Below are 23257 nucleotides of genomic sequence, written 5' to 3'. Positions count from 1 at the left end.
GCCCCTGCAGGAAAGTTACTTCACGACCATGCGGGCGACTTGCCACACCGACCGACTGTAGAAGCGCTGGTGCTGCAGCTCGGCGTTCGAATCGTAATTGTAGACGATGAAGAGGGGGCCCTTGTCGCGGACCGGCATGTAGTTGCCGTCGCGCTTGGTCGCCAGCATCACGGGATGGGTCTTGAAGTCTTCGACCGGGATGTCGGTGGCATAGTCGTTCAGCGCCGTGACGGTCAGGCTGGTCCCTTTGGCGCCGACCACCTCGAGCAGCTTGGCCATCGGGACGCCGCTGAAGGTTACCGTATCCTTGTACCAGGGCGTCTTGGTGGTCCAGGAGACGGTGCCGAGCCCCTCCAGCATCGGCATGTCGAATTCCGCCTTGTCGCCGTTGTTTGTGTTGCTGATCAGGCCCGAGATGGACAGCACCACCTTGCCTTCGGGCTTGGCCAGCGGAGCTGCCAGCGCCTGTGTCGCGCCGCCGAAGCCGGCCGCTGCTGTCGCCGTCATGGCTGCGACTCTGACGAACCCGCGCCGCGTGAAGGTCAATTGCATCGTGTTCTCCCCTAATTCGACAAGGCGTCTTGCGTTGCTGCGGCCCTATCCGGTGCCGCCGTTTCTCTCGTGCCTGGGCCTGCGACCTCAGATCGAGGGCTCTGAGTTCCAGTGTTCCTGGTAGATGGCCGAGTTCCCGCCGTGCTCGCTCACCTCCACGGACTCCACCCAGACACGACCGTCGGTCTCGGCCTTCACCATCTTTCCGACATGCATGTGCACGAAACGGGCGGTCTCCTCGCATCCCACCGCCGGCAGGATTCGCAGGTTCATCAGTCCGAGACCCGCCATGCGCTCGAACTCGGCGAGCTGCGGATCATCGGCGGCCACCAGCACGGTGTGATCGAAGACCTCGTGCAGCCAGGCGCGCACTTCCTTGAGGCCGCCGAAGTCGAGGCACCAGTTGTTCTCGTCGAGCGTATGTGTGGCGAACACGAAACGGAAGGCGAGGGCATAGCCGTGGACCTGCTGGCAATGCGAATGGCTGGCCCGCCATTGGCGGAAGCAGCAGGACAGACCCTCGTTGTGATCGTAGGTCTTGGTCGAGCGATACACGATACCGGCGCGCGACGGCTGCGACACGGGGGTGAGCTGCATCTTGTCGAACAGGACGGTCATGAGTGCGTCCTCCGTTCGAGGTTTCGACATTCCTCGAGGAACTCGGCCTTGAGCCGCTCGTCGTCCTTGAGTAGGCCATAGTAGGCACTGCTGATCATCTGTGAATTCTGAGATGCGAGCACGCCCCGGTGTGTCTTGCACATGTGCACGGCGCGGACCCGCACGGCGAGCCCGCGCGGCGCGGTCCGCTCCATCAGATAGTCGCCGATCTGCCGGGTGAGCTCTTCCTGCACCTGGAAGCGGCGGGCGAAGTGATGGACTACCCGGTCGTACTTGGAGAGGCCGATGATCCGGCCGTCGGCGGCAATGACGCCGATGGTGGCCGAGCCGAAGATCGGCATCAGGTGGTGGGCGCAGGTCGAGCGCAGCTCAATCGGGCCGGTAACCATCAGGTCGCCCGAGGTCTCGATGCTGTCGAATTCGGTGAGCCGTGGCGGTGCGGAGAAGCGCCCGGCCAGCAGCTCGTTGACGTACATGCGGGCGACGCGGTTCGGCGTGTCCCTGGTGTTGGGGTCGCTGCGATGGTCGATGTGCAGGATATCCAGGAGCTCGCGAAGCTTGTGAGCTGCCGCGTCGATCATGGATTTTCTCTGTTCCGGGCTTAGCGGCGTGTCCAAGGCCTGGTTCGATGGCGTACCCAGATACAGAGTATCAAAAATATCCATGGATTTTCCTCGCGCTTAAGCCGCTGCTCGCGACCTTTGAGGCAACGCCGTGGTCCAATGTGGCCGTGGGCAATGACCTCCAGCGCAATTTACCATTTCGATGTGTCATGCTGCTAGGTCCAAGGGTCGCTTCAGGCGCAGCGCAATATGGTTATGTTTGGAAACGGAGGTAACCCGTTCTCACTACGCGACGGCGCCTGCCGGCATGTCTAGCCGGTACTGGGTAGATAGGGCAATGGCATCCGTGTCAGCAATTTCGGCACTTTGGTTGGCCGGATCGACCGGGCGGACCAGCGCCACCGTCGGGCGGGCGCCGGGCACTCGCCCGTCGTCGAGCCGCCGCCAACCCTGCTTCTCAAAATAAGTCGCCTGCCCCGGCGATAAACGCGTGTAAAGGATTTTGCATCCCCGGCTCTCGGCCAGGGTGCGGGCGCGTTCGAGCAGGAGCCGCCCGACCTGATGTCCACGGAACCGCTGCATCACCGCCAGTCGCTCGGGCATGGCGAACGACTGGAACCAGCGGATTCGCAGAGCGCCCACCGGCTCGCTGCCGAGATATGCCACCAGGTGGGTAGCGCCGAAGTCCTGACCGTCGAACTCTTCCGAGTAGGGGACATCCTGCTCGCCGATGAAACATGCTGCGCGGACGGCAAAGGCTTGCATGGTGTCTTCCATCCGCCCGGCAAGCCTGGCGGTCACGAGCTCGCCGTCGATCGAGCAGGGCGTGGTTTCCATCACCGCTTCCCCTTCAGTTCATCCGGCGCTCGGTCCAACCCGCATGAGGATTGGTCGCGCCTCGCTCCATCGACTTTTCGAGGATGCCTGGCCGGTCGAACTGGTCCTCCGGGCGGTTCAGCACCATCGGGTCGGTCAGCACCGACGGCGCATCCCCCGCGATGTCCAGGTCGGCGGCGAACGCCCCGTACTCATGATCCGAGAAATGGAACGGCTCCTCGTTGACCTTTTGGAAGCCCTGACGCTCGAAGATTTCCCATAACCGCTTTTGGCCGTGCAGATAGGCCTTGGGATATCCCTTTTGCGCAGCAAAGCTCTTGGCCCATTCCACGAACGGCACGAACAGGCCCATCGACCGGTAGCGCTTCAGGATGATCGCCCGCTCGAGCTTGGCGAAGCCCGCAAACCAGCGCACCCGCATCGACGCCGCCGGTTCGCCGTCGACATACAGCATGAGGTGGCTGGCGCTGTAGTCGTTGCCGTCGAACTCTTCCCGGTATGGACATTGCTGCTCGCCCATGAATACCGCAGCCCTGAGCGCATAGCACTGCAGGAGTTCGTCGGATGTCGAGGCGAGCTTGATCGTCACGAAGGGCTGGTGGCTTCTTACGGACGGGGTCATGCCCGCCTCACCCGTCCTGATTGAGTTCGCGATACATCCGCTCGATGCGCTCGTCGTCGAGTTCGGGCTGCGGATCCCCCTCGGGATCGTCGCCCAGCGGCTGCCGGTCGACGGCGGTCCACGGCCGGACGATCCGGCGTGCCTTCTCGAGGCCCGCGCGCGCCTGGTCCAGGGTTGCCGGCGGAACTTTCCTGGGCAGGCGCGTCAGCTCTTCGAGCTCGGTCAGGAGCCGAGCGATCCGTTCCACCCGAAATTCAACAATGCTCGTACTGCGCGTGCCCGGCGCCGGCCCGCGCGGCACGTCCTGCTGGCGGTAGAGTCGGCCCCTTTTGAAGGCCACCAGCTGAATAACTTCTCCGGTCACTACCCAAGCCCCTTAATGGGAATGAATCGAGAAAGTCCGACCGATGGATAGGATAGATCCGCCCCTATTCGAACCTATTGGGGAAAAAGCTCCCACGCCCTCCCCCAATAAATATGAGCATTTTGGGCCCATGGATATTTCGTATCGACTGCTTGTTTTGCGCCGATATCGTTCGCGCGCGTAACTTGTATCGTCCGTATCGTCGCGACAGATTTATTTCGGGACCGCGCCGTGTGCTGCGCACAGGATGTCAGGCTCGTGTTGTGTCGGCGCGAACGGGCCTTTGGCTTCAGACGACCTTGACGGATGGTCTGCCGGCTTCGGTCTTGCCGATAATCCGCGCCCCGGGGAAACCTCCAGCCTTGATCGCCTGCAGGATGGACCCGGCGCGCTCCTCGGCGCAGGACACCAGCAAGCCGCCTGAGGTCTGCGGATCGGACAGAAGGTGGCGCTTCCATTCCGGCATATCCGCCGGCAGGACCACGTCATGGCCGTAGCTCGCCCAGTTGCGATGCGACGCGCCGGTCACGAAGCCGTTCTCGGCGAGCATGGCCGCCTCGTGCAGCAGCGGAACGTCACCGGCCTGCAACACGACGGACAGCCCGGACCCCCGTGCCAGCTCGAGCGCGTGTCCCAGCACCCCGAAGCCCGTGACGTCGGTCACGGCATGCACGCCTTCGTCCTTGCCGAGCTCGGCGCCGATCCGGTTGAGGGTCGTCGTCGTCTCGATCATCTCCTGGTAGGCGGCGGGCGGCAGGGCACTTTTCTTGATCGCGGCGGAATAGATGCCGACGCCGACCGGCTTGGTCAGGATCAGCACGTCGCCAGGCTTGGCCTCCGAGTTGCGTCGGACCTGGCTCGGATGGCAGGTGCCGATCACGGCAAGCCCGTATACCGGTTCCGGGCAATCGATCGAATGGCCACCGGCGACCGGAATGCCGGCCGTGCCGCAGACCGCCGCGCCGCCCTTGAGGATCTCGCGCACCATCTCGACCGGGATCTTGTCGACCGGCATGCCGAGGATGGCGAGCGCCATGATCGGCTTGCCGCCCATCGCATAGACGTCGGAGATGGCGTTGGTCGCGGCGATGCGCCCGAAGTCGTAGGGATCGTCAACCATCGGCATGAAGAAGTCGGTGGTGGCGATCACGCAGGTATTGTCGTCGACCTGCCATACCGCGGCATCGTCCGACGTCTCGGTGCCGACGAGGAGCTGCTTGTAGACCGCCGCGGCAGGCTGGTCGGCGAGAAGCTGCTGCAGCACCGATGGGGCGAGCTTGCAACCGCAGCCGCCGCCATGGGCGAGGCTGGTCAGCCGAACGGTGTGGGTGTTCATTGCTTCGTCCTCCACGAATGCCTGAGCGGCGCTGGCGCGTCTCGAACTCGGGCCAGCCTAGCATGCGTCCCGCTCGAGGACGAACGGCGGTCTGCACTAGCGTACATCATCCTATTCGGGACTATAGTTGGCGCGCAGCAGAAAATAAAATGGCATGATCGACGATCCTCGCATCGACTTGACGGACAATCCGCCGCAGGAAGCGCGTGACGTCATCTCGGCCGGCCTGATTGATTTCAATCGGCGCTTGCTCGGGGACCCGCAGATCACGCCACTTGCGCTCCTGCTGACATCCACCGATGGTGCCGTGGTCGGTGGCATGTGGGCGAGAACGGGATTCCAGTGGCTGTTCGTCGAGCTGCTGTACGTGCCAGAGTCGTTGCGCGGCCGTGGATTGGGGCGCGAGCTGCTCGATCGGGCCGAGCAGGAAGCCAAGCGCCGCAGCTGCATCGGCGGGTGGCTCGAGACCTTCAGCCCGCGGGCACGCGCGTTGTACGAACGATGCGGCTACACCGTCTTCGGCGAGATTCCCGACTATCCGCCAGGCAACGTGCGGACATTTCTCAGCAAGCGCTGGGATCGCTGACCGCTCCGTCGTAGAAGTCCGGGGAGTGCTTCTGGCCGACTCTGGTCAGCATGACCTCGGCATGCAAAGCGTGCGTCTGTTCGGCACTGGTGTTCATCGACGGTACGCGGTCGTTGTCCCAATTGTTCTTGAAGTGCGCCGGATTGCCGCTCAGCACGCCGTAGCCGGTCTTCTTCAGGTTCACGAGCAGCGACCGATGGCCGGGCGTCGCCAGGATGACCGAGCCGCCGTCGCCGAAGATGTCGAAATCGCCACCCAACTCCCTGGTCGGTCGATCCTTCTTGAACGGCGCGGGCTTGCCGACGGCGAAAACCCAGTCGAGCTCGGCCTTCTGGATCGGAGCACGCGTCATCTCGCTCCCGTCTGAAGAACGGAAGAATTGCGCAACTTCATGTGGCAGCCCTTCACGTTTTCGTTGAGCGCCCCTCCTCGGGCGTGACGAATACGCCGGCACGGCGGGCCGCGACGCCGACGTTCCGACGGCTGGTCAACACGGCAATCGGGATGGAAAGGATCAGGCCGGCGACGACCGGCAGGATCCAGGGAAGGTAGGAAGGCGTCAGGAATCCGAGAACGACCATGGCGGCGACGCCCAGCAAGGCGTGCAGGATGTGGCGCCGCAACGCCACCTTCCAAGGCATTCCCCGATCGCCGCGCGGCTGGGCCGGCCAGCCCACCGCGTTGCCGGCCAGGATGCGGATCACGAAGCTGGTGTGGAACAGCATCATCACTGGAGCGAGCAGAGTGGTGAGCGCGATCTCGCCCAGGAAGCTCAGGATCAGGCTGGCCCGGCCGCCGAAGCGGCGCGCATTGCGTGTCGACCAGAGCCTCAGCGCCAGCGCCAGCAGCTTTGGGCCGAACAGCAGCACGCCCGTCACGGCGAGCAGCCCGTGGATCTCCGGCCAGCGCACCTGCGGCCAGATCGGGAAGAGGCTGCGCGTGGCGCCGAAATAGACATCGCCGGTCAGCGTGTGATCGACCACCAGGCTGCTGCTCAGGAGCAGCATCAGCAGCCACAGCGGCGAGGCAAGATAGGCGAAGATGCCCATGCCGAGGTGCAGCCGGCTCATGGCGTGCAAGCCGCGCTCGCCGATCAGGCGCGCATGCTGGAGGTTGCCCTGCACCCATCGCCGGTCGCGCACGGCGTAATCGAGCAGGTTGGTCGGCACTTCCTCGTAGCTGCCGCGCAGCTCGGGCAGCATCCAGCAATGCCAGCCGCCGCGGCGCAGATAGGCCGCCTCGACGAAGTCATGGCTCAGGATCTCACCGCCAAGCGGCGGGGGGCCCGACAAGACGGGCAGGCGGCAACAGGCGGCGAAAGCCGACACGCGCAGGATCGCATTATGGCCGTAGTAGTTGGCTTCGCTCATCTGCCAGAAGCTCGTTCCCATCGCGAGCACCGCTCCCGTCATGCGCGTCGAGAACTGGAGGGCGCGCGCGAACAGGGTCTCGCGGCCGGCCGGCACGATGTGGGTCTGGATGATGCCCGTCTGCGGGTTGGCTTCCATGAGGGCCGCCAGCCGCACGACGGTGTTGCCGTCCATGGTGCTGTCGGCATCGAGGATGATCATGTGTGCGTAATCGGCACCGCGTGTCTCGATCCATTCGGCGATGTTGCCGGCCTTCTTGCCGACATTGGCCTCGCGCCGGCGATAGAACAGGCGCTCCCCTGCCTGCAGCCGCTCCCGCAGGCTCGACCAGGCAAGCGCTTCCTCCCGGGCGATCTCGGGGTTGGTCGTGTCGCTCAGCATGTAGAAGTGAAACGAGTCGAGCCGGCCCGTCGCCTCAAGCGAGCGGTAGTTCGCCTCGAGCCGGGCGCAGACGTCGGTCGGGTCTTCATTGTAGACCGGGACAAGGATCGCCGTGCGTTCGCGTAGCGTCGGAACCGCGCCGTCGGCCGGGCTTCCGCGGCGCAAGGTCACCGGGTGCAGGCGCAGCACGCCGAGCAGGAATCCGAAGAAGCCGCTCCAAAAGGAAATCGCGATCCAGGCAAACACCAGCACGAAGACCGCGAGGAAGGCCAACTCCGCGACATTGACTCCGTTGCCCGCCAGCACCTTCCACATCAGGAAGGCGCCGATCGCTGCCGTCGCGACGACGAGGACGGCCAGCAGCACGCGTCGCCAGCCGGCATTGCCCGCGTACCTGTCGAGACTCCAGGGGGTGGCGTCGCTCATTCGGATTGCTCAGGGTCTATGGACGGTGGCGAATGCTTCCGTGAGCGGGAGGCCGCGGAGGGTGAGGGTGGCGCGCATATCGACCGGCTTCTTTCCGTCGGGCTCGAAGTCGATGAAGAGGCGCCAGCTCCGTTGCGACGGCAGAGCCTCGACATAACTCCGCAGCAGCTTGCCACTGGACAGGGAAACGTTGGCTTCGACAGGTTGTTCCGGCTGCAGCGTCGAGAGATCGCCTCCGGTGAATTCGACTACGACCCGTCGCGCCCTGGCATTGTTCGGGATCGCACCGGAGCGGGTCGCCGCGACACGCGCGAGCGGTGAGAGCGCGGCCTCGTCGGTCAACGCGGACAGGCGGTAGCCATATTCGTGCCGGCTGCCCTGCTTGGCCGGCCAGCGCGAGACCCAGAAGGCGACGATGTTGTCGTTGGTTTCGGACTGGGTCGGGATCTCGACCAACCGCACTTCGCCGTCGCCCCAATCTCCCTCGGGCTCGACCCACAGGCTCGGCCGCGCCTCGAGGCGGGCGCTGCTGTCCTGATATTGGGCGAACGCGCGCTCCCGCTGCAGAAGGCCGAAGCCGCGGGGATTGGTGTCGCCGAAGGACGAGACGCTGAGCGCCGACGGATTGGCGAGAGGCCGCCAGATGCGCTCGCCCTTGCCGGTCAGCATGAAAAGGCCGTCGGCGTCGTGGATTTCCGGCCGGTAGTCGTCGCGCGGCGGCGAGGCCTTGCCGGCGAAGAACATCGAGGTCAGTGGCGCAAACGCGAGCAGGCCCACGTCATGGCGGATGAAGAGAACGGCCTTGGTCTCCACGACCGTGCGCCCTCCCGGGCGGACGGTGAAGGCGAAGGCACCGGCTGCGGCGGGCGAGTCGAGCAGTGCCCAGACGACGAGCTCGTTGGAGTCGTCGGCCGGCTTCACGAGCCAGAACGAGCGGAAAGTCGGGAATTCCTCCGGCCGGCCAGTAGCCGTGTCGACGGCAAGGCCGCGCGCCGAGCTGCCGTAATCCTGGTTCCGCCCGATCGGCCGGAAATAGCTGGCGCCGAGAAAGGAGATCACCTCGTCGAACTTGTCCGGCCGGTTGATCGGATAGGTGATCTTGAAACCCGCCAGCGCGATATCCTTGGGCGGCTCCTTCAGGCCCGTGTCGCTGAAGTCGAACTGGCCGCTGCCGACGATGACCGGCGTGACGTTGCCGTCCTCGACGATGCCGACCGACACGGGCTTCTCGTAGATGAAACCTGCCGGGAAGAATTCGACGCGGAACAGTCCCTTGGTCTCGCGCCACAAGGCGGTATCCGGCTTCGTGCGCAGCGCCCGGTATTTGTCGTAGCTCAGCTTGCGCATGTCGCCTTCGACGGACGGCACGTCGCGATAGGGTTCGCTGGCAAGCTTTTGTGCCTGGGCTTCGACCGAAGCGAAGTCGAACGACACTGGCTGTGCGGCGGCAATCGCTCCCGGAAGGCCGAGGAGGAGAGCGAGGGCGAGGAACGGCGCGCGGCATCGTATTGAGGTCATGCTCGGCCACAACGAAAGATCGTGCCATCGAGTTGCAGCGGAACGGCGACACTGCGGCAACGTTGCCTGAACTCACATGATCAAGTCGCAAGCAAAATTCATCGAGACTCTCGCCCGCGACAAGGGCCTGACGATCGTGGGGCCGGAGGCACTGACGGTTCGCCGGCAGCGTTGCGGCACGGGTTTCATCTTTCGCCTCGCGTCGGGCGCCGTGTTGCGCAACCGCGCCGATATCGCCCGGCTGAAGGCGCTGGCTGTGCCGCCGGCCTATGCCGAGGTGCGCTTCGCCGCCGATGCCTCGGCGCATCTGCAGGCCGTCGGAACCGATGCCGCCGGCCGCTTGCAATATCGCTACCATCCCAAATGGACCGAGGTGCGTGAGGCGCTGAAGGCCCGGCGATTGGCCAGCCTCGCGCGGTCGCTGCCCGATATCGAGCGCGCCATCGCCAAGGCACTGCATGCCGAGGCGGTCGATGCGAGCTTCGTGCTGGCCGCCGTCGTCCGCCTCGTCGCCCTGACGGCGATCCGCGCCGGCGGCGAGGCCTATGCCCGCGAGCGCGGCACACGCGGCGCCACCACCCTGCTGAAGTCGAACGTGAAGGTCGCCGACGGCGTCGTGATGCTGCAGTTCAAGGCCAAGGGCGGCAAGCCGGTGTCGAAGGAAGTGCGTGACGCGCGCCTGTGCGCCGCGATGAAAGCGCTGATGCTCCTCCCCGGCCGGCGCCTGTTTCAGTACCAGGACGCGGAAGGTGTGCTGCACACGGTGCGGGCGGGCGATGTGAACGCCTATCTCTGCGGTATCGCCGGGCGGCGCATTTCGCTGAAGGATTTCCGCACACTCGTCGCCTCGTCCAGTGTCCTCGAGGCGCTGGCCGCAACCGAGCCCGCAAACACTGAACGCGGCCGCCGTTCGCAGTTGCGCACGGCGGTGGTGGCGGTGGCCGACGAATTGACCAACACGCCCACCGTCTGCCGCAAGAGCTACGTGCACGAAGCCGTGGTCACGGCATTCGAGGAGGGTGCGCTCGCGCGCTTGGGCAAGCTGTCGCGGTCGGCAGCCAAGAAGGCCAACGTGCTGGCCCGCATCGTGGCGCGCCACTCGGCCTAGCGCGCGCTCCGCAAGGAGGCTAGCCCGGCACTGCGTCCTGCTCGTCCAGCCAGCGGCGGGCGGCGTGCAGTTCCCGGAATATCCGCAGGGGCCGGCGTGCCTTGGCGGCATCGGCGAACGCCTGGGCCTGGGCGTAGCTCTCGTCCGAGCTGGCGACGAGGGCCAGCGGGCCGATCTGGCCATGTTGCGCATAGAGCATGACGCGCTGGCCGAGCGCTCGCAGATTTTGCTCGCTCAGCGCCATCGGCGTCGCGGTGATCTCGAAGATCTTGCGATAGGCCATGGCGCCTTCCGCCGTCACGCCGGCGAAGTACTGCTCGATGTCCTCGACCTTCACTTCGTCCTTGGTGACCGCAACGACGAGTCGCGCGGAATGGGAGATCGTCCAGTGAACCGGCATCGCGTCTTCCTTGGGACTGTCTTCAGGCGATCGCGGAGACTCATAAGGAAATCCTCCGCGCGGCGCACGTTAACGCGGGGAATGTGATTATTGCGTGGTTAGTCCTTCTCCTGGGAGGGTCTTTGTTCCCACGGTGCATCGCGCCTGGCACCATGCAATCCTAGTCGGCGCGCGCTGTCGGTGCAGCGGCTGGACGCCGCAACGGCTGCCGCGGTGAGACGCAAGCCGAAGCTTCCGGTTCAGCAGGAGAGCAACGCGGGATTGTCACGCGCGTTGGGTTCGTCAGGATCAACGAACCGAGGAGGCGCGCCGCAAGCAGACGCGCGAACAGGGCCATGGAGATCGACAGCCTCATTACTGCCCTGGAACGGATTGATGAGGCGGCGCGGGAGTTCTTGCGCCTGTCGGACATGCCGGGTTCACCCGCTCAGTTGCACGCAGCGCTGACGAGCTGGTGCACGGACCTCGATCATCCATATTCTCTCGATCCTGCCTTTGATCGCCAGCGCGTGGTGGTGCGGGAGGCTTGCTTATCGGTGCGGGAGGCTCTCTCGGTTCTCGCTGTCGAGGTCGGTCCGGTCCCGCATGCCGTAGTACGCCATGTGCGTGAGCTCTCCCATTTGATCGGTGCGCTCCTGCCGGCTCTGGTGCGAGCCGCCGATCGCGGCTGATTGCGACTTCGGGACGACCACTGCATGCAAAATGAAGGCTGACGACTCCGGGCGGGCGTACCTTTACGGCGCTAACGCACCGCCGACAGGGTCTCGGCGAAGGCTTTGGCCATCGGCACCAGCAGGTCGGGATCGACTGCCGCCAGTCCGTCGGCCGGGGTGTGGAAGGACCTGTGCGATCCAGCCATGCCGAAAAAATGCCGGTAGCTTGCAGCGTGCACGTCGCGCAATTCGCCGATCGCGGCTTTCTCGCCGGTGAGCCGGATGCCCTCGATCTGCGCGAAGGCACGCTCGACCGGCTGCGCCATGGAGACCGAGCTGTTGATCGCCGTCACCACGGGATCGCGGCACGCGAGCGAGGAACCGAAATGCGCCCACGCCGCCGTGATTTCGGGCGGCGGCGCGCCGTGCTGCATGAAGTGCTCCATGCCGCCATGGCCGATCTCGTGGCCTGAGGTCGCCACGAACGCGAGATCGTGCTTGGCGAAGTTATTCTTGGCGAGCCGCGCCATGGCGAGGAAGCCGGCGATGCCCGGCCCGCGCTCGCAGGTGCTGGTGAACCAGCTGGTCACCGGCGTGGAAACCACCAGCCATTTGCCGCGTCCGCGATCGAGGCGCGCGACGATGTTGCGGCCGTCGACCCCGCGCCGATAGGCGCCGCGCAGAGAGATGGTGGCCATCGCCCCCGGCCGCAGATGCGGCACGTCCCTGGAAGCAACCAGCAGCACCGGCACAGGCCAGGAAGGGGCCGCCTGATCGACGTTGTAGGTGAAGATCTCGCCGCTCGGATGACCGATGTCGAGCAGCACTGCTGCCGGCTTTCGAGCGAAAGCCTCGGCAAGCCTGGCGCGATGGCCCTCGTTGAGGTAGGCGCCGCGGTCGTAGGGCAGGCTGAGCCGCAGCAATCCCTCGGGCGCGATCGGCGCGGTGAGCTCGACGCTTGCCCGATCCTCGGGAATCCACCATTGCGGCAGGATATCGAGCTTCCGGCCCTCGACCTCGAGCGTGCCGCGCTCGAAGACATACTGACGATCGATGGTGAAGCGCTGCTCGGTGACCGCGAGCCCTGCCGCCGCGAGCTCGGCCGCGATCCAGTCGAGTGCCGCCGCGGCGCCCGGCGAGCCGTAGCGATGGACGCCGAAGGACTCGTAGCGTGCGATGTCGGCCATAAGCCGGTCACGGTCGAGCGGATCGGCCTGCGCCGGTAAGGTCACCATGGAGAACCCCGCGAGAAGGACGGCAACGGTCTGGCGCAGCATCGCGCCACAGTGGCATGATGCCTGCATTGGCCCAAGAGGGGGTGCTCCGATGCGTAATGTCGATCCGCAAGAATGGGAGGCGCGCTGCGACCTCGCTGCCGCCTATCGCCTGATCGCCCATTTCGGCATGGACGACCTGATCTTCACCCATCTGTCGATGCGCATCCCCGGCGAGGGCCATCGCTTCCTGCTCAATCCCTACGGCTACCTGTTCGACGAGATCACGGCATCGAGCCTGGTCGCGGTCGATCCCGACGGCCATGCCATCGAGTCGGAGGAGGAATCCAAGATCAATAATGCGGGCTTCACCATCCACTCGGCCGTTCATATGAGCCGCGACGACGCTCACTGCGTGATGCACACGCATACGACGGCAGGCATGGCGGTGGCGGCGCAGGAGCAGGGGCTGTTGCCACTCAACCAGATGTCGATGGAATTCTACGGCCGTGTTGCCTATCACGACTATGAAGGTGTCGCGGTCGATCTCGACGAGCGCGAGCGGTTGGTGCGCGACCTCGGCGACAGGAAGGCGATGATCTTGAAGCATCACGGCCTGCTGACATGCGGTCGCACGGTCGGCGAAGCGTTCTACTATATGTACTATTTGGAGCAGGCGTGTCGCATCCAGGTCGCTGCGACGCAAGGCGGCCAGAAGATCACGCTGCCGCCGCCCGAGGTGTCGGAGCACACGGCCGCCCAGTTCGACGGCTTCGCCGCCCAGAGCCCGAAGGGCCAGCGCCCATGGAACGCGCTGCGCCGCAAGCTCGACCGGATTGCACCGGACTATGCCACGTAGCGTGCGGCGCATCTGGCATTCCGAGGCGTAGAGGCTTGCGCGGGGGCTGGACTGCTTCGCGCGCCAGCAGTCCCCCGGAAACCCCGCGAAGTCTTTCCGGGGTTTCCGGTGCACTCATCCCGGCACGCCGACCGGCGCGACGGAGCGCGCCTAGCCCCACGGGACCGCTCTAAGCGCTCAGGCGCTTAGACTTTGAAAGCCTGTCGCGCGAGCAGCTTCCAGCCACTCGGCTCCTTCTGCCAGACCTGCATCACGCCGATCTTGGAGACGTTCCACTTGCCGTCGCCCGTGCCGCTCTCGCTTTCCCAGGCATGACGCACGATGGCGTTGTTGCCGGCGACTGCGACGGTCTGATTGGAGAGCTCGATCGACTTGTAGACCGTCTTCTTGGTCGCAATGACCTCGACGAACTCCTTCTTGTTCTCGAGCTTGCCGGCGGAATGGCCATAGCTCAGCTGGTCGGAGACCAGCGATTCGAGCTTGGCCTTGTCGGCTGCCAGCATCGCATTCCTGAGCGCGGTGACCGCTTCGGCGACCGCGGCGGCATCATTGGTTTCGGCAAGAGCGGACGCGGTGGTTGCACCCAGGGCGAGGAACGCTAACGCGGAGACCTGTCGGCGAGAGATGGTCATTGTTTCCTCCGTTCTTCCCAACTGCGTGGGATGGACGCGAATGCTATCACTGCGGGCATCGGCAGGGGAGGAGTCATTGGCAATCGCACTCACTGTGAATGGAAGTGCCCGAAACGTGGACGTGCCGGACACGACCACGCTGCTCGAGGTGCTGCGCAATCATCTCGGGCTGATGGGCACGCGCTACGGCTGCGGCCTCGAGCAGTGCGGTGCCTGCATGGTTCTGGTCGACGGCCAGCCCACCTATGCCTGCACGCGCGAGGCCGGCACCCTTGCCGGACGCACGGTGACGACGATCGAAAGTCTCGGCACGCCGGAGAAACCTCATCCCTTGCAGCAGGCTTTCCTCGACGAGCAGGCCGGCCAGTGCGGCTACTGCCTCTCGGGGATCATCATGTCGGCCAAGGCGCTGCTCGATCGCACGCCGGCACCAACGCGCGCCGAGATCGTGACTGCGCTCGACAAGCATCTGTGCCGGTGCGGTGCGCATCAGCGCATCATCCGGGCCGTCGAGCGGGCCGGGAGGGCGGCATGAGCGTGCCCGTGCTGCCGACCAGCCTGGTCGACAATCCGCGGCTCGACCGCTGGATCCGTTTCAATGCCGACCGCACCGTGCGCATCGCCACGGGCAAGGTCGAGATCGGGCAGGGCGTCGTGACCGCGCTCGGGCAGATCGCTGCCGACGAGCTCGACGTGCCGCTCGACAAGGTCGTCATGCTGTCGGGCGACAGCGACGAGGGGCCGGACGAGATGTACACGACCTCGTCTCTCTCCATTCAAATGTCGGGCAGCTCGATCCGGCTGGTCTGCGCTGAGGTGCGGGCGAAGGCCCTCGATCGCGCGGCGCTCCGGCTGAATTGCAGCCCCGCCGATCTCACCGTCGTCGACGGCGAGTTCCGGCGGAACGGTGCAGCAACCGGGCAGGACTACTGGAGCATCGCCGGCGAGATCGACCTGTCGAAGGACGTCAGCGGTACGACGCGGCCCAAGCCGCACGGCGAGTACAAGGTGGTCGGCCGGTCGATCCCGCGGCTCGACCTGCCGGCCAAGGTGACGGGGCAGCCCGCCTACGTTCACGACGTGCTGCCGGCCGGCGTGCTGCATGCGCGCCTGCTCCGGCAGCCCAATCCCGGCGCGACGCTCGTAGCGCTCGACGAGGCCGCCATCCGGCGCGCCGCGAAGGGCGAGCTGCAGATCGTGCGGGAGGCCAACTTCGTCGCCTTCGTCAGTCCGGTCGAGAGCGTGGCGCAGGCAGCGGCGGCCGCCGCTCCCGGCCACACAAGCTGGCAAGGACTGCGGCGTCTCACGCCGGCGCATGAGGAAGCGGCATGGCTGAAGGGGCAGGCCGCCGAGGATCGCCACATCGGCGTGCCGCCGCGCACCGAGCCGCCGCGCAATCCGGTGCAGATCACGGTGTCGCGCCCCTACATCGCGCACGCCTCGATGGGGCCGTCATGCGCGCTGGCCGAGTTCAAGGACGGCCATCTCACCGTGTGGTCGCACGGCCAGGGCATGGCGCCGCTGCAGAAGAACCTCGCCCCCGTGCTCGACCTGCCGCTGTCGGCGATCACCACCAGGCACCTGCATGGGCCGGGCTGCTACGGCCACAACGGCGCCGACGATGCCGCGCTCGACGCGGCTCTGGTGGCGATGCGCCTGCCGGGGCGCACAATCCGCGTGCAATGGCGGCGCGAGGAGGAGTTCGGCTTCGAGCCCGTGGGTCCCGCGATGCTGGTCACCCTGCATGTCGACCTCGACGACAAGGGCCGACCGGCCGACTGGACGACCGAAATCTGGAGCGCCACCCACGTGCAGCGGCCGGGCAGTGGCAGCGGATTCCTGCTGGCGACGGAGGCCCTGCCCAATCCGCCGCCGGAGGTGAAGCCGACCGATCCGACGGAAGCGCGCGGCGGCGGCGGCACGCGCAACGCGGTGCCGCTGTACGACGTGCCGTCACATCGAATCCTGCACCATCTCGTGCAGCGCGGGCCAGTGCGGACCTCGGCGCTGCGCGGCCTGGGCGCGCTGCCCAACGTCTACGCGATCGAGATGCTGATGGACGAGCTGGCCGAGCGGGCCGGCATGGATCCGGTCGCCTATCGTCTCTCGATAATGTCCGAGCCGCGGGCGCGGCGGTTGATCGAGCGGGTGGCCGAGATGGCGGGCTGGACGGCGCGCGGGCCGGCCGGTTCGGGCAAGGGGTTGGGCATGGCCTTCGCGCGCTACAAGAATACCGCGGCCTATTGCGCTGTCGCGGCGTCCGTCACGGTCGACGAGATCGTGAGGGTCGATCGGGTCTGGTGCGTGGCGGATGCCGGAGTCGTGGTCAATCCCGACGGCGGCCGCAACCAGCTCGAGGGCGGCGTGATCCAGGCGCTGAGCTGGACGCTGAAGGAGCAGGTGCGTTTCGACGACCACGGAATCGCCTCGCTCGATTGGGACGGTTATCCGATCCTGCGTTTCAGCGAGGTGCCCGAGATCGAGGCCGAGCTGGTCGACGGCGCCGGCAATCCGTCGCTCGGACTGGGCGAATGCTCCTGCGGGCCGACCGCGGCGGCGGTCGGCAACGCCGTGGCGCACGCACTCGGCGTCCGCATCCACGACATGCCGCTTACCCGCGAGCGGATACTGAAAGCACTGGCATAAGTTTCACGTCTTCCGGACCGCGAGCATCCTGCTCGCTCATGAGCATGAGCGAGCAGGATGCTCGCGGTCCGGAAGAGAATGAGTCCCAGCCTTTACATTGGGATGTTCAGGATCTTCGCTGCCGTCGTGCCGAGGATAGCGATCTTCTCGTCGTCGCTGAGCGAGGTGCTGGCGAAGATGTGGTCGACCGGCTTCATTTCCCAGGGATAGGGATAGTCGCTGCCGAGCACGATCTGGCTCGCCCCGACCTGTGCGGCGAGGTGGCGGATCGCTTCGGGCGTGAAGATCAGGGAGTCGAAGTAGAGCTGCTTGAGGTACTCTGTCGGCTTCTTCTTGAGCTTGATGTCGGGGTTGCAGCCCTTGGGCCCCACCATGCAGGCATGGTCCGAACGGTCGGCATAGGAGGGCAGAAAGCCGCCGCCGTGGGCGGCGATCACCTTGAGGCCGGGGAACTTGTCGAGCGTGCCCTCGAAGATCAGGTGGGACAGCGCGATCGTCGTTTCGAGCGGGTTGCCGATCGTGTTACCGAGCCAGCCATTGCCCGACAGCCGCTTGCTGAGCTCGGCGACGCCTTGCGGATGGATGAACAGTGGCACGCCGAGTTCCTCGGCCTTGGCCCATACCGGATGGAACTTGGCGTCGGAGAACTCGACGCCGTTCACCATGCCGCCGATCGCGGCACCCTTCAGGCCCTGCTTCTTGACCGCGGTCTCGAGCTCGGTGACGGCGAGGTCCGGCGCCTGCAGGGTGAGCGAGGCGAAGGCGGCGAAGCGGTCCGGCTTGCTGGCGCAGAGCTCAGCCAGCTTCTCGTTCTGGATCTTCACGATCTGGCCGGCGAGGTCGCGGTCGCGGCCGTACCAGAAGGGATTGATCGACAGCACCTCCATGTCGACCGCCTGGGAGTCCATGGCGGCGAGGCGCTTGTCGATCTCGATGAAGGCCTCTGCGGCGCCGTTGACCGGCGGGAGCTGGATGCTCGTGGCGTCGGCACCGAGCAGCGCGCCGGCCTCGCGGAAGTGGCAATGCGAGTGGACGTCGATCGTCTTGACCTTCTTGCCGGCGACGGCCACCGGCAGCTTGGCGGGCCCCGCCTGCTGCGCCTGTGCCTGGTCGAGCAGACAGCAGCCGCAGAACACAACGCCCGTCTTCAGAAAATTCCGACGCGAATTCATTGCCGTTCCTCCGTCCTGGTTTCCTCCGTCGTGGCGTCTTGCGCGCCTTCGTTCTTCAGTTCCTTGCAGCCTCGCTTTGCGGATCGCCGGCGATCCGGCTGTGCCACATGATGCGCCGCTGGGTCATGTCCCAAGGCGTCGCCTGGTGCAGCAGGCAGCGATTGTCCCAGACCACCGCGTCGCCGGGCCTCCAGTCGTGATGGTAGGTGCGTGGCGGTTGGCACGCGAATGCGACGAGGCCTTCTAGGAAGCGCTCCGACTCCGCCTTGTCCATGCCGGGAATGTTGTGGGCGTGACGGCCGATCAGCAGCGACTTACGGCCGGTCTCGGGGTGCGTCTTGACCAGAGGCCGCAGCGGTACCGGCCCGTCGTGCAGGCCGTAACCGTTATAGGCGCCGTCGGATTTCTTCGTGTCGTGGCCGAGCTTGGACTGACTGTAGTGCAGCGAGTGGTAAGCTGCGAGGTCGGATATCTTCTCGCGCGTATCGTCGTCGAGCGCGTCGTAGGCGGCGCGCATGTCGGCCCAGCCGGTATGGCCGCCGATCGTCGGCACTTCCTCGGCGGAAAAGACCGCGCCCTTGGCCTGCACCGGCATGTAGGTTGAATCGGCGTGCCAGCCCATGTTGCCTTTCAGGATCTTGAGCCGGTCGTCGTTGTCCTTCTCGAGGCGGAGGGTCCCGTCTTCCTTGACATTGCTGATTGCCGACATCTCGAATTCGAGCGGCCCGAAGCGCTTGGCGAATGCGATCTGCTGCTCGCGCGTCAGATACTGGCCGGGAAAAATCAGCAGCGCGTACTCGAGCCACGCCGCATGTAGCTCCTGCCAGGTGTCGTCATCGAGCTCGGCGATGCGAAAACCGGTGACGATTGCGCCGAAGGTGGCGTTGACGGGCTCCACGGTGAGAGGGCGTGCCATTGAGTTTCCTCCCGATGCTGCGACCGGGGCACTATAGCACTTTCTGCAGCAGGCGCGCCGCTATCGTTGCTCGACGAATTCGAGCAGCGGCTCTGTCACGCCGGGGAGGGAAGCCATACCCGTAGCGCAGCAGCCGAGCGCCTGTCGTCCCGGTCCTGATGTCCTCTTGAGCCTGGTGACGACTTATGGGGCGGATTGCGAGCCGGCAATCGCGAAGGCGGCGATCAACGCTACCGTTCCCCCGAGCCCCAGCAGAGCTGCAATCACGGGAGCATGCCCGAGGAACGCCAAGGCGAGGGAGGCGAGAACAAGTGTGACGTGCATTGCAGCAAAAAGGACCAGTCGTTCGAAGGCGGCGAAGGTCCGCCTGTGTGCCCGCACTTCGGCATTTGTGGAATCAAGTTCGACAACAGACACGTTTGCCTCTCCGTTGCTTAACTAGAAAGTCAGCGCAACTGTGAGCAGGAGCAGGCTTGCGGCCAATGTCACCATCCAGCGTGCACCCGATATGGAGCGGTATCCCGTCATGGTTTGTCTGCCGGATTGTTGGTGATTCCTGCATTAGAGCGCGAGGGGAAGATGGCATTGTTCGTCGACGTGCTCTTGGGGACGCCCTCCGACGTATCGAGCCGGCTTTGATCGACTGGATGGGTGTCCGGTACCGTCGGTCCAGTGCTGCCCTTTGCCGGGGGCGCTGCGATGCCCGATTGAGCATACGCAACTCCCCCGCTGCAGAGGCACAACGCCGCCACGATGACCAGCATTCTGCGGGGCGTGCTCATCGCAATGCTTATCTGGTCATCGTTGAGGCGCCGCCATTGACGGTGGCGCTGTTTGTGGTTGAGCCCGGAACGCCGGCACCACTGGTACCACTGGTACCGGTCCCCCCGCCCGTGCTGTTTGACGGGGCGGTGCCCGTACCCGGCGTATTGGTCGTGCCGGGGACGGCGGTGCCAGTGCCGGTGCTGCCGCCGACGCTGCCGCCCGTCGTGACGCCGGTGGATTGAGCGTGCGCCGCGACGGTCGAAAGTGCCAGCGCGGCTGCGAAAATCATGACCTTGGTCACTGTCAGTTCCTCCAGTTGGTCGAGGAATCAACAGCCCGAGTCGGGGAAAGGTTGCCCTCCGTGGCCGTCAGTGGCGCTGTCGGGCGAGAAAGGAGCGACCCTGCGGCGTCACTTCGATCGTCGTCCCCTTGCGGGCAATGAAGCCCCGATCCGTCGCTTCCTCCCAGACCGGGAGGCGGGGACAGGACGTGCGCCAGCCGTCGATCACTTCAGCGTGCGTGCGCGGTTGCCGGTCGAGCCATTCGAGCAGGTCGCAGACCAGCGGGGCGATGGTGTCGGAGAGTGTGTCGATCATGGCGGCAAAGTGTGCTCGCTCATGATGGCGAAAGCCAATATGTCCGTGGCGCGCATGCCATATGCCGGTGATATGGCGTCACGACGGACGGTGCCAGCGCGGCGGCCGCTTGGCGAGGAAGGCATCGACGCCCTCGACGAAATCGGGACTCGCGCCGAGCTCGGCGACCGCCTCGAGCTCGTAGGCCATACCCTCTTCGAAGCTCATGCCGCCACCCAAGGTCACCGTTCGGCGGATTGCGGCGAGGGCGGCCGGCGACTTCGCCGCGAGCTCCTCGCCGTAAGCCTGCACGCGCGGGCGCAGCATCGCCGGTTCGACCAGCTCGCTCACCAGGTCCCAGTCGAGCGCCTGCTGCGCGGGGATCAGGCCGCCGTCGTAGAGATAGCGGATGGCGCGCGGCCGGCCGATCAGGCGGGCCAGCGCCTGGGTCGTCGCGATCGGCGGGATGAAGCCGATGCGGATCTCGGGCTGGCCGAAACGCGCGTCGGTCGCAGCGAAGCGCACATCGCAATGCAGAGTCATCTCCAGTCCGCCGCCGACCGCCGTGCCGTGTATCGCAGCCAGCAACGGCTTGGCCGAGCCGCGCAGCAGGCGCGCCAGCTCGTGGCAGCGTCTGGCCCAATCGCGCACGCCCTCGGCCGTCAGCCCCTTGAAGGTATGGAGGTCGGCGCCGGCCGAAAAATAGCCCTCGACCGCGCTCGCCAGGACCAGCACGCGCACGTCGGGATCGGCGAGCGCCGCCTCGATCGCATCATAGGTCTCGTCGACCATCGGGCGGGTGAAGGCGTTGACCGGCGGCCGGTTGAACTCGATCCACACGACATGACGTTCGACGGTGCTGCGAATATGGGTGTAGGTCCGGTTCACTGGGATCCGGCTCATTGCGGCACGTCCCCCTGCAGCATCACGCGGTAGAGATAGCGCACCTCGTTCATGTCGTAGTCGCCGTTCGCCTTGTGCAGCAGGCAGCGATTGTCCCAGATCACGAGATCGCCGGGCTGCCAGGCATGGCGGTACTGGAAGCGCTCCTGCGTGGCGTGCTCGATCAGCTCGCTCAGCAGCGGCAGGGCCTCCTTGTGGTCGAGGCCGACGATGCCTTCGATCCGGATCGGATTGACGTAGATCGACTTCCGACCGTTCTCGGGATGGGTGCGCACGAGCGGATGCAGCACCGCGTTGGGCACCCGCTCCTTGTTGGCCTCCGACAAGGTCATCAGCTTCCGGGCGCTGTGGCTGCTTTGATAGACATGGATCGCCATCAGCGGCGCGAGACGCTCCTTCGTCTCGTCCGGCAGCGCGTCGTAGGCCGCTGCCATGTTGGCGAACTGCGTGTCGCCGCCCCGGCTCGGCAGCTTGACGGCGTGCAGCACGGTGGCCTTGGGCGGCCGGATGTCGTTCGAATGGTCGGTGTGCCAGCCCTCGCCGGGGATGTAGCGGCGGCCGTCGGGGAAGCTGTCCTGGTTGGAGAGGTAATGGATCTGCGGGCAGTCCGGCAGCGCGAAGCGGGTATTGTGCTGGTGGAACACCTCGCCGAACAGCGACACGGCCTGCAGGACCTGCGGCGGCGTGAGGGTCTGGCCCCGGATCGCCAGGACGTGATGGGCGAGGAAGGCATCGTTGAGGACGCGCCGGATGTCGTCGGTCGCCGGTTGCGAGAGGTCCAGGTCATGGACTTGAGCGCCCGTATGCTCGGTCATTGGGGTGATCTGCACGACGGCTTCCTTCCCTTTTCTTTCGCTTATAATTTGCAGTTTTGCAGTAATTGGCTGCAATCGGGCTATATTTCTAGCCCGGCGCGCTGCAGATCGCCTTGGTGCCGCCGCGCGACGGGGAAGGCACGTGGGGCCTTTACGAGATCACCCGCGCCGGCCCGGCTCGAGCTCGCTCGTCGCAGGATACGGCAGCTCCTATCTCAATCGGCTGGAAGCGATGCGCCGCTACCTCGCCGGCGTGCCGACCGATCGCAATCCGCCCGTCGCGCCCTGGTGAGCCTCGGAACTTTGGACGGGACGGCCCGTTGGCTGCGGGTGAGCAAGAAGCCCGAACTGGCCGTCAAGGCCAAGCATGAGGCGGCCCGCCGCGCCGAACGCGCACCCGGCCACGCCGAGTTGTCACTGCCCTCCGTGACAGTCGATACCTACAACGAGGAGCTGCGCGACGAGGAGGGCTTCATCGGCGACCGCGCGAGCGGGCGGGCGTTCCGCGCCATCCTCGACGACTGGCGCGAGCGCCTGACGCAGAACAGCGAGGATCCGCTCGGCAGCAAGCCGACCCAGGACATCTCGAAGACCGAGCTCGACAAGAAGCTGGCCTCGGACGATCCGGTGGCCGCCGGCCTGATCCACTCCGCCGTCGAGGAATTCGCGCAGGAACTCGCCGCTGTCGTCCGGCGCTTCCTGCGGCTCGAGAAGTGGAAGGGCACCGAGCGCATCGTCGTCGGCGGCGGCCTGTCGAGCAGCCATATCGGTCGCCTCGCCATGGGGCGCGCGGCCGTGCTGCTCAATGCCGAAGGCATCAGGATCGAGCTCGTCCCGATCGAATATCATCACGATCAGGCAGGCCTGATCGGCTCGCTGCATTTCGCGCCGGGCTGGGCGTTCACCGGCTACGACGCCATACTCACGGCCGACATCGGCGGGACCAACCTGCGCGTCGGGGTGGTCAAGCATCATGCCAGCAAAAGGAGCGATCTTTCCAAGGCGTCGGTGTGGAAGCTCGAGCACTGGCGCCATGCCGACGACAAGCCAAACCGCGAAGAGGCGGCCGAGCGCATCGCCGCGTTGATGACCGCGCTGATCGGGCAGACGGTCAAGGAGGAGGTCAAGCTGGCCCCGTTCGTCGGCATCGCCTGCCCGGGCATCATCGACGAGACTGGCGTCATCCTGCGCGGCGGCCAGAACCTGCCGGGCAATTGGGAGGATGCGTCCTTCAACCTACCGGCGCAGATCGCCTCGCGCCTGCCCAAGATCGATGGCGACACGGCTTTGGTCGTGATGCACAACGATGCCGTCGTGCAGGGCCTCAGCGAGGTGCCGCGCATGACCGACGTCGAGCGCTGGGCCATCCTGACGATTGGCACCGGCCTCGGCAACGCCCGCTTCACCAACCGGCGCCGCGGCTGAA

General features: G+C 65.7%; 28 protein-coding genes. 8 read left to right on the top strand and 20 right to left on the bottom strand.

Annotated features, from left to right (window positions below; translation table 11 throughout):
• Nucleotides 1–15 precede the first annotated feature (15 nt).
• The 7 genes from ACQY8M_RS35985 to selD all read right to left on the bottom strand — a co-directional run bounded on the left by ACQY8M_RS35985 (nucleotide 16) and on the right by selD (nucleotide 4892).
• On the bottom strand, nucleotides 16–507 hold the full coding sequence (locus ACQY8M_RS35985; protein ID WP_428675584.1) for a molybdopterin-dependent oxidoreductase: 492 nt from the start codon (nucleotides 505–507) through the stop codon (nucleotides 16–18).
• Nucleotides 508–639: 132 nt separating this feature from the next.
• On the bottom strand, nucleotides 640–1170 hold the full coding sequence (locus tag ACQY8M_RS35980; protein ID WP_428666903.1) for a 6-pyruvoyl trahydropterin synthase family protein: 531 nt from the start codon (nucleotides 1168–1170) through the stop codon (nucleotides 640–642).
• Nucleotides 1167–1751, bottom strand: coding sequence for a GTP cyclohydrolase I (folE, locus tag ACQY8M_RS35975; RefSeq protein ID WP_428666900.1), 585 nt, complete (start codon nucleotides 1749–1751; stop codon nucleotides 1167–1169). The genes ACQY8M_RS35980 and folE overlap by 4 nt, the downstream gene beginning before the upstream one ends.
• A 267-nt stretch (nucleotides 1752–2018) precedes the next feature.
• The gene (locus ACQY8M_RS35970) at nucleotides 2019–2570 is read right to left on the bottom strand and encodes a GNAT family N-acetyltransferase (RefSeq protein WP_428666897.1); all 552 of its coding nucleotides are present in this window, start codon (nucleotides 2568–2570) and stop codon (nucleotides 2019–2021) included.
• A gap of 13 nt (nucleotides 2571–2583) precedes the next feature.
• Nucleotides 2584–3090 (bottom strand): GNAT family N-acetyltransferase, encoded by a 507-nt coding sequence (locus ACQY8M_RS35965; RefSeq protein ID WP_428666894.1) that lies wholly within the window; start codon nucleotides 3088–3090, stop codon nucleotides 2584–2586.
• Nucleotides 3091–3199: 109 nt separating this feature from the next.
• The gene (locus ACQY8M_RS35960) at nucleotides 3200–3532 is read right to left on the bottom strand and encodes a hypothetical protein (protein WP_428666891.1); all 333 of its coding nucleotides are present in this window, start codon (nucleotides 3530–3532) and stop codon (nucleotides 3200–3202) included.
• 313 nt (nucleotides 3533–3845) lie between these two features.
• The gene (gene selD / locus ACQY8M_RS35955) at nucleotides 3846–4892 is read right to left on the bottom strand and encodes a selenide, water dikinase SelD (RefSeq protein WP_428666888.1); all 1047 of its coding nucleotides are present in this window, start codon (nucleotides 4890–4892) and stop codon (nucleotides 3846–3848) included.
• 154 nt (nucleotides 4893–5046) lie between these two features.
• On the opposite strand from selD, the gene ACQY8M_RS35950 reads away from it, so the two are divergent.
• Nucleotides 5047–5478 carry a GNAT family N-acetyltransferase gene (locus tag ACQY8M_RS35950; protein WP_428666885.1) on the top strand — a complete coding sequence of 144 codons (432 nt, stop codon included), beginning with the start codon at nucleotides 5047–5049 and terminating at the stop codon, nucleotides 5476–5478.
• Here ACQY8M_RS35950 and ACQY8M_RS35945 read toward each other — a convergent pair.
• Genes ACQY8M_RS35945 through ACQY8M_RS35935 form a run of 3 tightly spaced genes read right to left on the bottom strand, consistent with a single transcriptional unit; the run spans nucleotide 5456 to nucleotide 9173 of the window.
• Nucleotides 5456–5830, bottom strand: coding sequence for a hypothetical protein (locus ACQY8M_RS35945; protein ID WP_428666882.1), 375 nt, complete (start codon nucleotides 5828–5830; stop codon nucleotides 5456–5458). The two genes, ACQY8M_RS35950 and ACQY8M_RS35945, sit on opposite strands and share 23 nt — an antisense overlap.
• A gap of 52 nt (nucleotides 5831–5882) precedes the next feature.
• A complete protein-coding gene (gene mdoH / locus ACQY8M_RS35940; RefSeq protein ID WP_428666879.1) occupies nucleotides 5883–7655 on the bottom strand; it encodes a glucans biosynthesis glucosyltransferase MdoH in 1773 nt (590 codons plus the stop codon).
• Between the two features lie 9 nt (nucleotides 7656–7664).
• A complete protein-coding gene (locus ACQY8M_RS35935; protein ID WP_428666876.1) occupies nucleotides 7665–9173 on the bottom strand; it encodes a glucan biosynthesis protein in 1509 nt (502 codons plus the stop codon).
• 76 nt (nucleotides 9174–9249) lie between these two features.
• Here ACQY8M_RS35935 and ACQY8M_RS35930 point away from each other — a divergent pair, with 76 nt between their 5' ends.
• A complete protein-coding gene (locus tag ACQY8M_RS35930) occupies nucleotides 9250–10281 on the top strand; it encodes a DNA topoisomerase IB (protein WP_428666873.1) in 1032 nt (343 codons plus the stop codon).
• Nucleotides 10282–10300: 19 nt separating this feature from the next.
• Here ACQY8M_RS35930 and ACQY8M_RS35925 read toward each other — a convergent pair whose 3' ends face one another.
• The gene (locus ACQY8M_RS35925; RefSeq protein ID WP_428666870.1) at nucleotides 10301–10681 is read right to left on the bottom strand and encodes a hypothetical protein; all 381 of its coding nucleotides are present in this window, start codon (nucleotides 10679–10681) and stop codon (nucleotides 10301–10303) included.
• Between the two features lie 335 nt (nucleotides 10682–11016).
• Between ACQY8M_RS35925 and ACQY8M_RS35920 the strand changes: the two genes are divergently transcribed.
• Nucleotides 11017–11352 carry a hypothetical protein gene (locus tag ACQY8M_RS35920; protein WP_428666867.1) on the top strand — a complete coding sequence of 112 codons (336 nt, stop codon included), beginning with the start codon at nucleotides 11017–11019 and terminating at the stop codon, nucleotides 11350–11352.
• Nucleotides 11353–11423: 71 nt separating this feature from the next.
• Here the strand turns inward: ACQY8M_RS35920 and ACQY8M_RS35915 are convergent, their stop codons facing one another.
• The gene (locus tag ACQY8M_RS35915) at nucleotides 11424–12569 is read right to left on the bottom strand and encodes a hypothetical protein (RefSeq protein WP_428666865.1); all 1146 of its coding nucleotides are present in this window, start codon (nucleotides 12567–12569) and stop codon (nucleotides 11424–11426) included.
• A 91-nt stretch (nucleotides 12570–12660) separates the two neighbouring features.
• Between ACQY8M_RS35915 and ACQY8M_RS35910 the strand changes: the two genes are divergently transcribed.
• A complete protein-coding gene (locus ACQY8M_RS35910) occupies nucleotides 12661–13407 on the top strand; it encodes a class II aldolase/adducin family protein (protein WP_428666862.1) in 747 nt (248 codons plus the stop codon).
• 185 nt (nucleotides 13408–13592) lie between these two features.
• Here the strand turns inward: ACQY8M_RS35910 and ACQY8M_RS35905 are convergent, their stop codons facing one another.
• A complete protein-coding gene (locus ACQY8M_RS35905) occupies nucleotides 13593–14039 on the bottom strand; it encodes a nuclear transport factor 2 family protein (RefSeq protein WP_428666859.1) in 447 nt (148 codons plus the stop codon).
• Nucleotides 14040–14115: 76 nt separating this feature from the next.
• Between ACQY8M_RS35905 and ACQY8M_RS35900 the strand changes: the two genes are divergently transcribed.
• Nucleotides 14116–14574 carry a (2Fe-2S)-binding protein gene (locus ACQY8M_RS35900; RefSeq protein WP_428666857.1) on the top strand — a complete coding sequence of 153 codons (459 nt, stop codon included), beginning with the start codon at nucleotides 14116–14118 and terminating at the stop codon, nucleotides 14572–14574.
• Nucleotides 14571–16685, top strand: a complete 2115-nt coding sequence (locus ACQY8M_RS35895) for a molybdopterin cofactor-binding domain-containing protein (RefSeq protein ID WP_428666855.1) — start codon at nucleotides 14571–14573, stop codon at nucleotides 16683–16685. The genes ACQY8M_RS35900 and ACQY8M_RS35895 overlap by 4 nt, the downstream gene beginning before the upstream one ends.
• 92 nt (nucleotides 16686–16777) lie before the next feature.
• On the opposite strand, the gene ACQY8M_RS35890 is transcribed toward ACQY8M_RS35895, so the two are convergent.
• The 7 genes from ACQY8M_RS35890 to ACQY8M_RS35860 all read right to left on the bottom strand — a co-directional run bounded on the left by ACQY8M_RS35890 (nucleotide 16778) and on the right by ACQY8M_RS35860 (nucleotide 21846).
• Entirely contained in the window at nucleotides 16778–17857 is a 1080-nt protein-coding gene (locus ACQY8M_RS35890) for an amidohydrolase family protein (protein WP_428666852.1), read from the bottom strand.
• Between the two features lie 55 nt (nucleotides 17858–17912).
• On the bottom strand, nucleotides 17913–18773 hold the full coding sequence (locus tag ACQY8M_RS35885; RefSeq protein ID WP_428666849.1) for a TauD/TfdA dioxygenase family protein: 861 nt from the start codon (nucleotides 18771–18773) through the stop codon (nucleotides 17913–17915).
• A gap of 183 nt (nucleotides 18774–18956) precedes the next feature.
• On the bottom strand, nucleotides 18957–19190 hold the full coding sequence (locus ACQY8M_RS35880; protein ID WP_428666846.1) for a hypothetical protein: 234 nt from the start codon (nucleotides 19188–19190) through the stop codon (nucleotides 18957–18959).
• Between the two features lie 373 nt (nucleotides 19191–19563).
• A complete protein-coding gene (locus ACQY8M_RS35875) occupies nucleotides 19564–19839 on the bottom strand; it encodes a hypothetical protein (protein ID WP_428666844.1) in 276 nt (91 codons plus the stop codon).
• Nucleotides 19840–19906: 67 nt separating this feature from the next.
• Nucleotides 19907–20134 (bottom strand): hypothetical protein, encoded by a 228-nt coding sequence (locus ACQY8M_RS35870; protein WP_428666842.1) that lies wholly within the window; start codon nucleotides 20132–20134, stop codon nucleotides 19907–19909.
• A gap of 78 nt (nucleotides 20135–20212) precedes the next feature.
• Nucleotides 20213–21016 (bottom strand): enoyl-CoA hydratase/isomerase family protein, encoded by an 804-nt coding sequence (locus ACQY8M_RS35865; protein WP_428666839.1) that lies wholly within the window; start codon nucleotides 21014–21016, stop codon nucleotides 20213–20215.
• Complete coding sequence (locus ACQY8M_RS35860) at nucleotides 21013–21846, bottom strand: TauD/TfdA dioxygenase family protein (RefSeq protein ID WP_428666837.1); 834 nt, start codon at nucleotides 21844–21846, stop codon at nucleotides 21013–21015. Before ACQY8M_RS35860 ends, ACQY8M_RS35865 begins: the two co-directional genes overlap by 4 nt.
• Before the next feature lie 127 nt (nucleotides 21847–21973).
• Between ACQY8M_RS35860 and ACQY8M_RS35855 the strand changes: the two genes are divergently transcribed.
• Nucleotides 21974–22123 carry a hypothetical protein gene (locus ACQY8M_RS35855; protein ID WP_428666834.1) on the top strand — a complete coding sequence of 50 codons (150 nt, stop codon included), beginning with the start codon at nucleotides 21974–21976 and terminating at the stop codon, nucleotides 22121–22123.
• Between the two features lie 38 nt (nucleotides 22124–22161).
• The gene (locus tag ACQY8M_RS35850; protein ID WP_428666832.1) at nucleotides 22162–23256 is read left to right on the top strand and encodes an ROK family protein; all 1095 of its coding nucleotides are present in this window, start codon (nucleotides 22162–22164) and stop codon (nucleotides 23254–23256) included.
• Nucleotide 23257 lies beyond the last annotated feature (1 nt).

The sequence above is a fragment of the Reyranella sp. genome, from assembly GCF_965279465.1.
Classification (GTDB): domain Bacteria; phylum Pseudomonadota; class Alphaproteobacteria; order Reyranellales; family Reyranellaceae; genus Reyranella.
The sequence above is the reverse complement of the archived record's forward strand: the minus strand, read 5'-3'. Positions and strand labels throughout refer to the sequence as shown.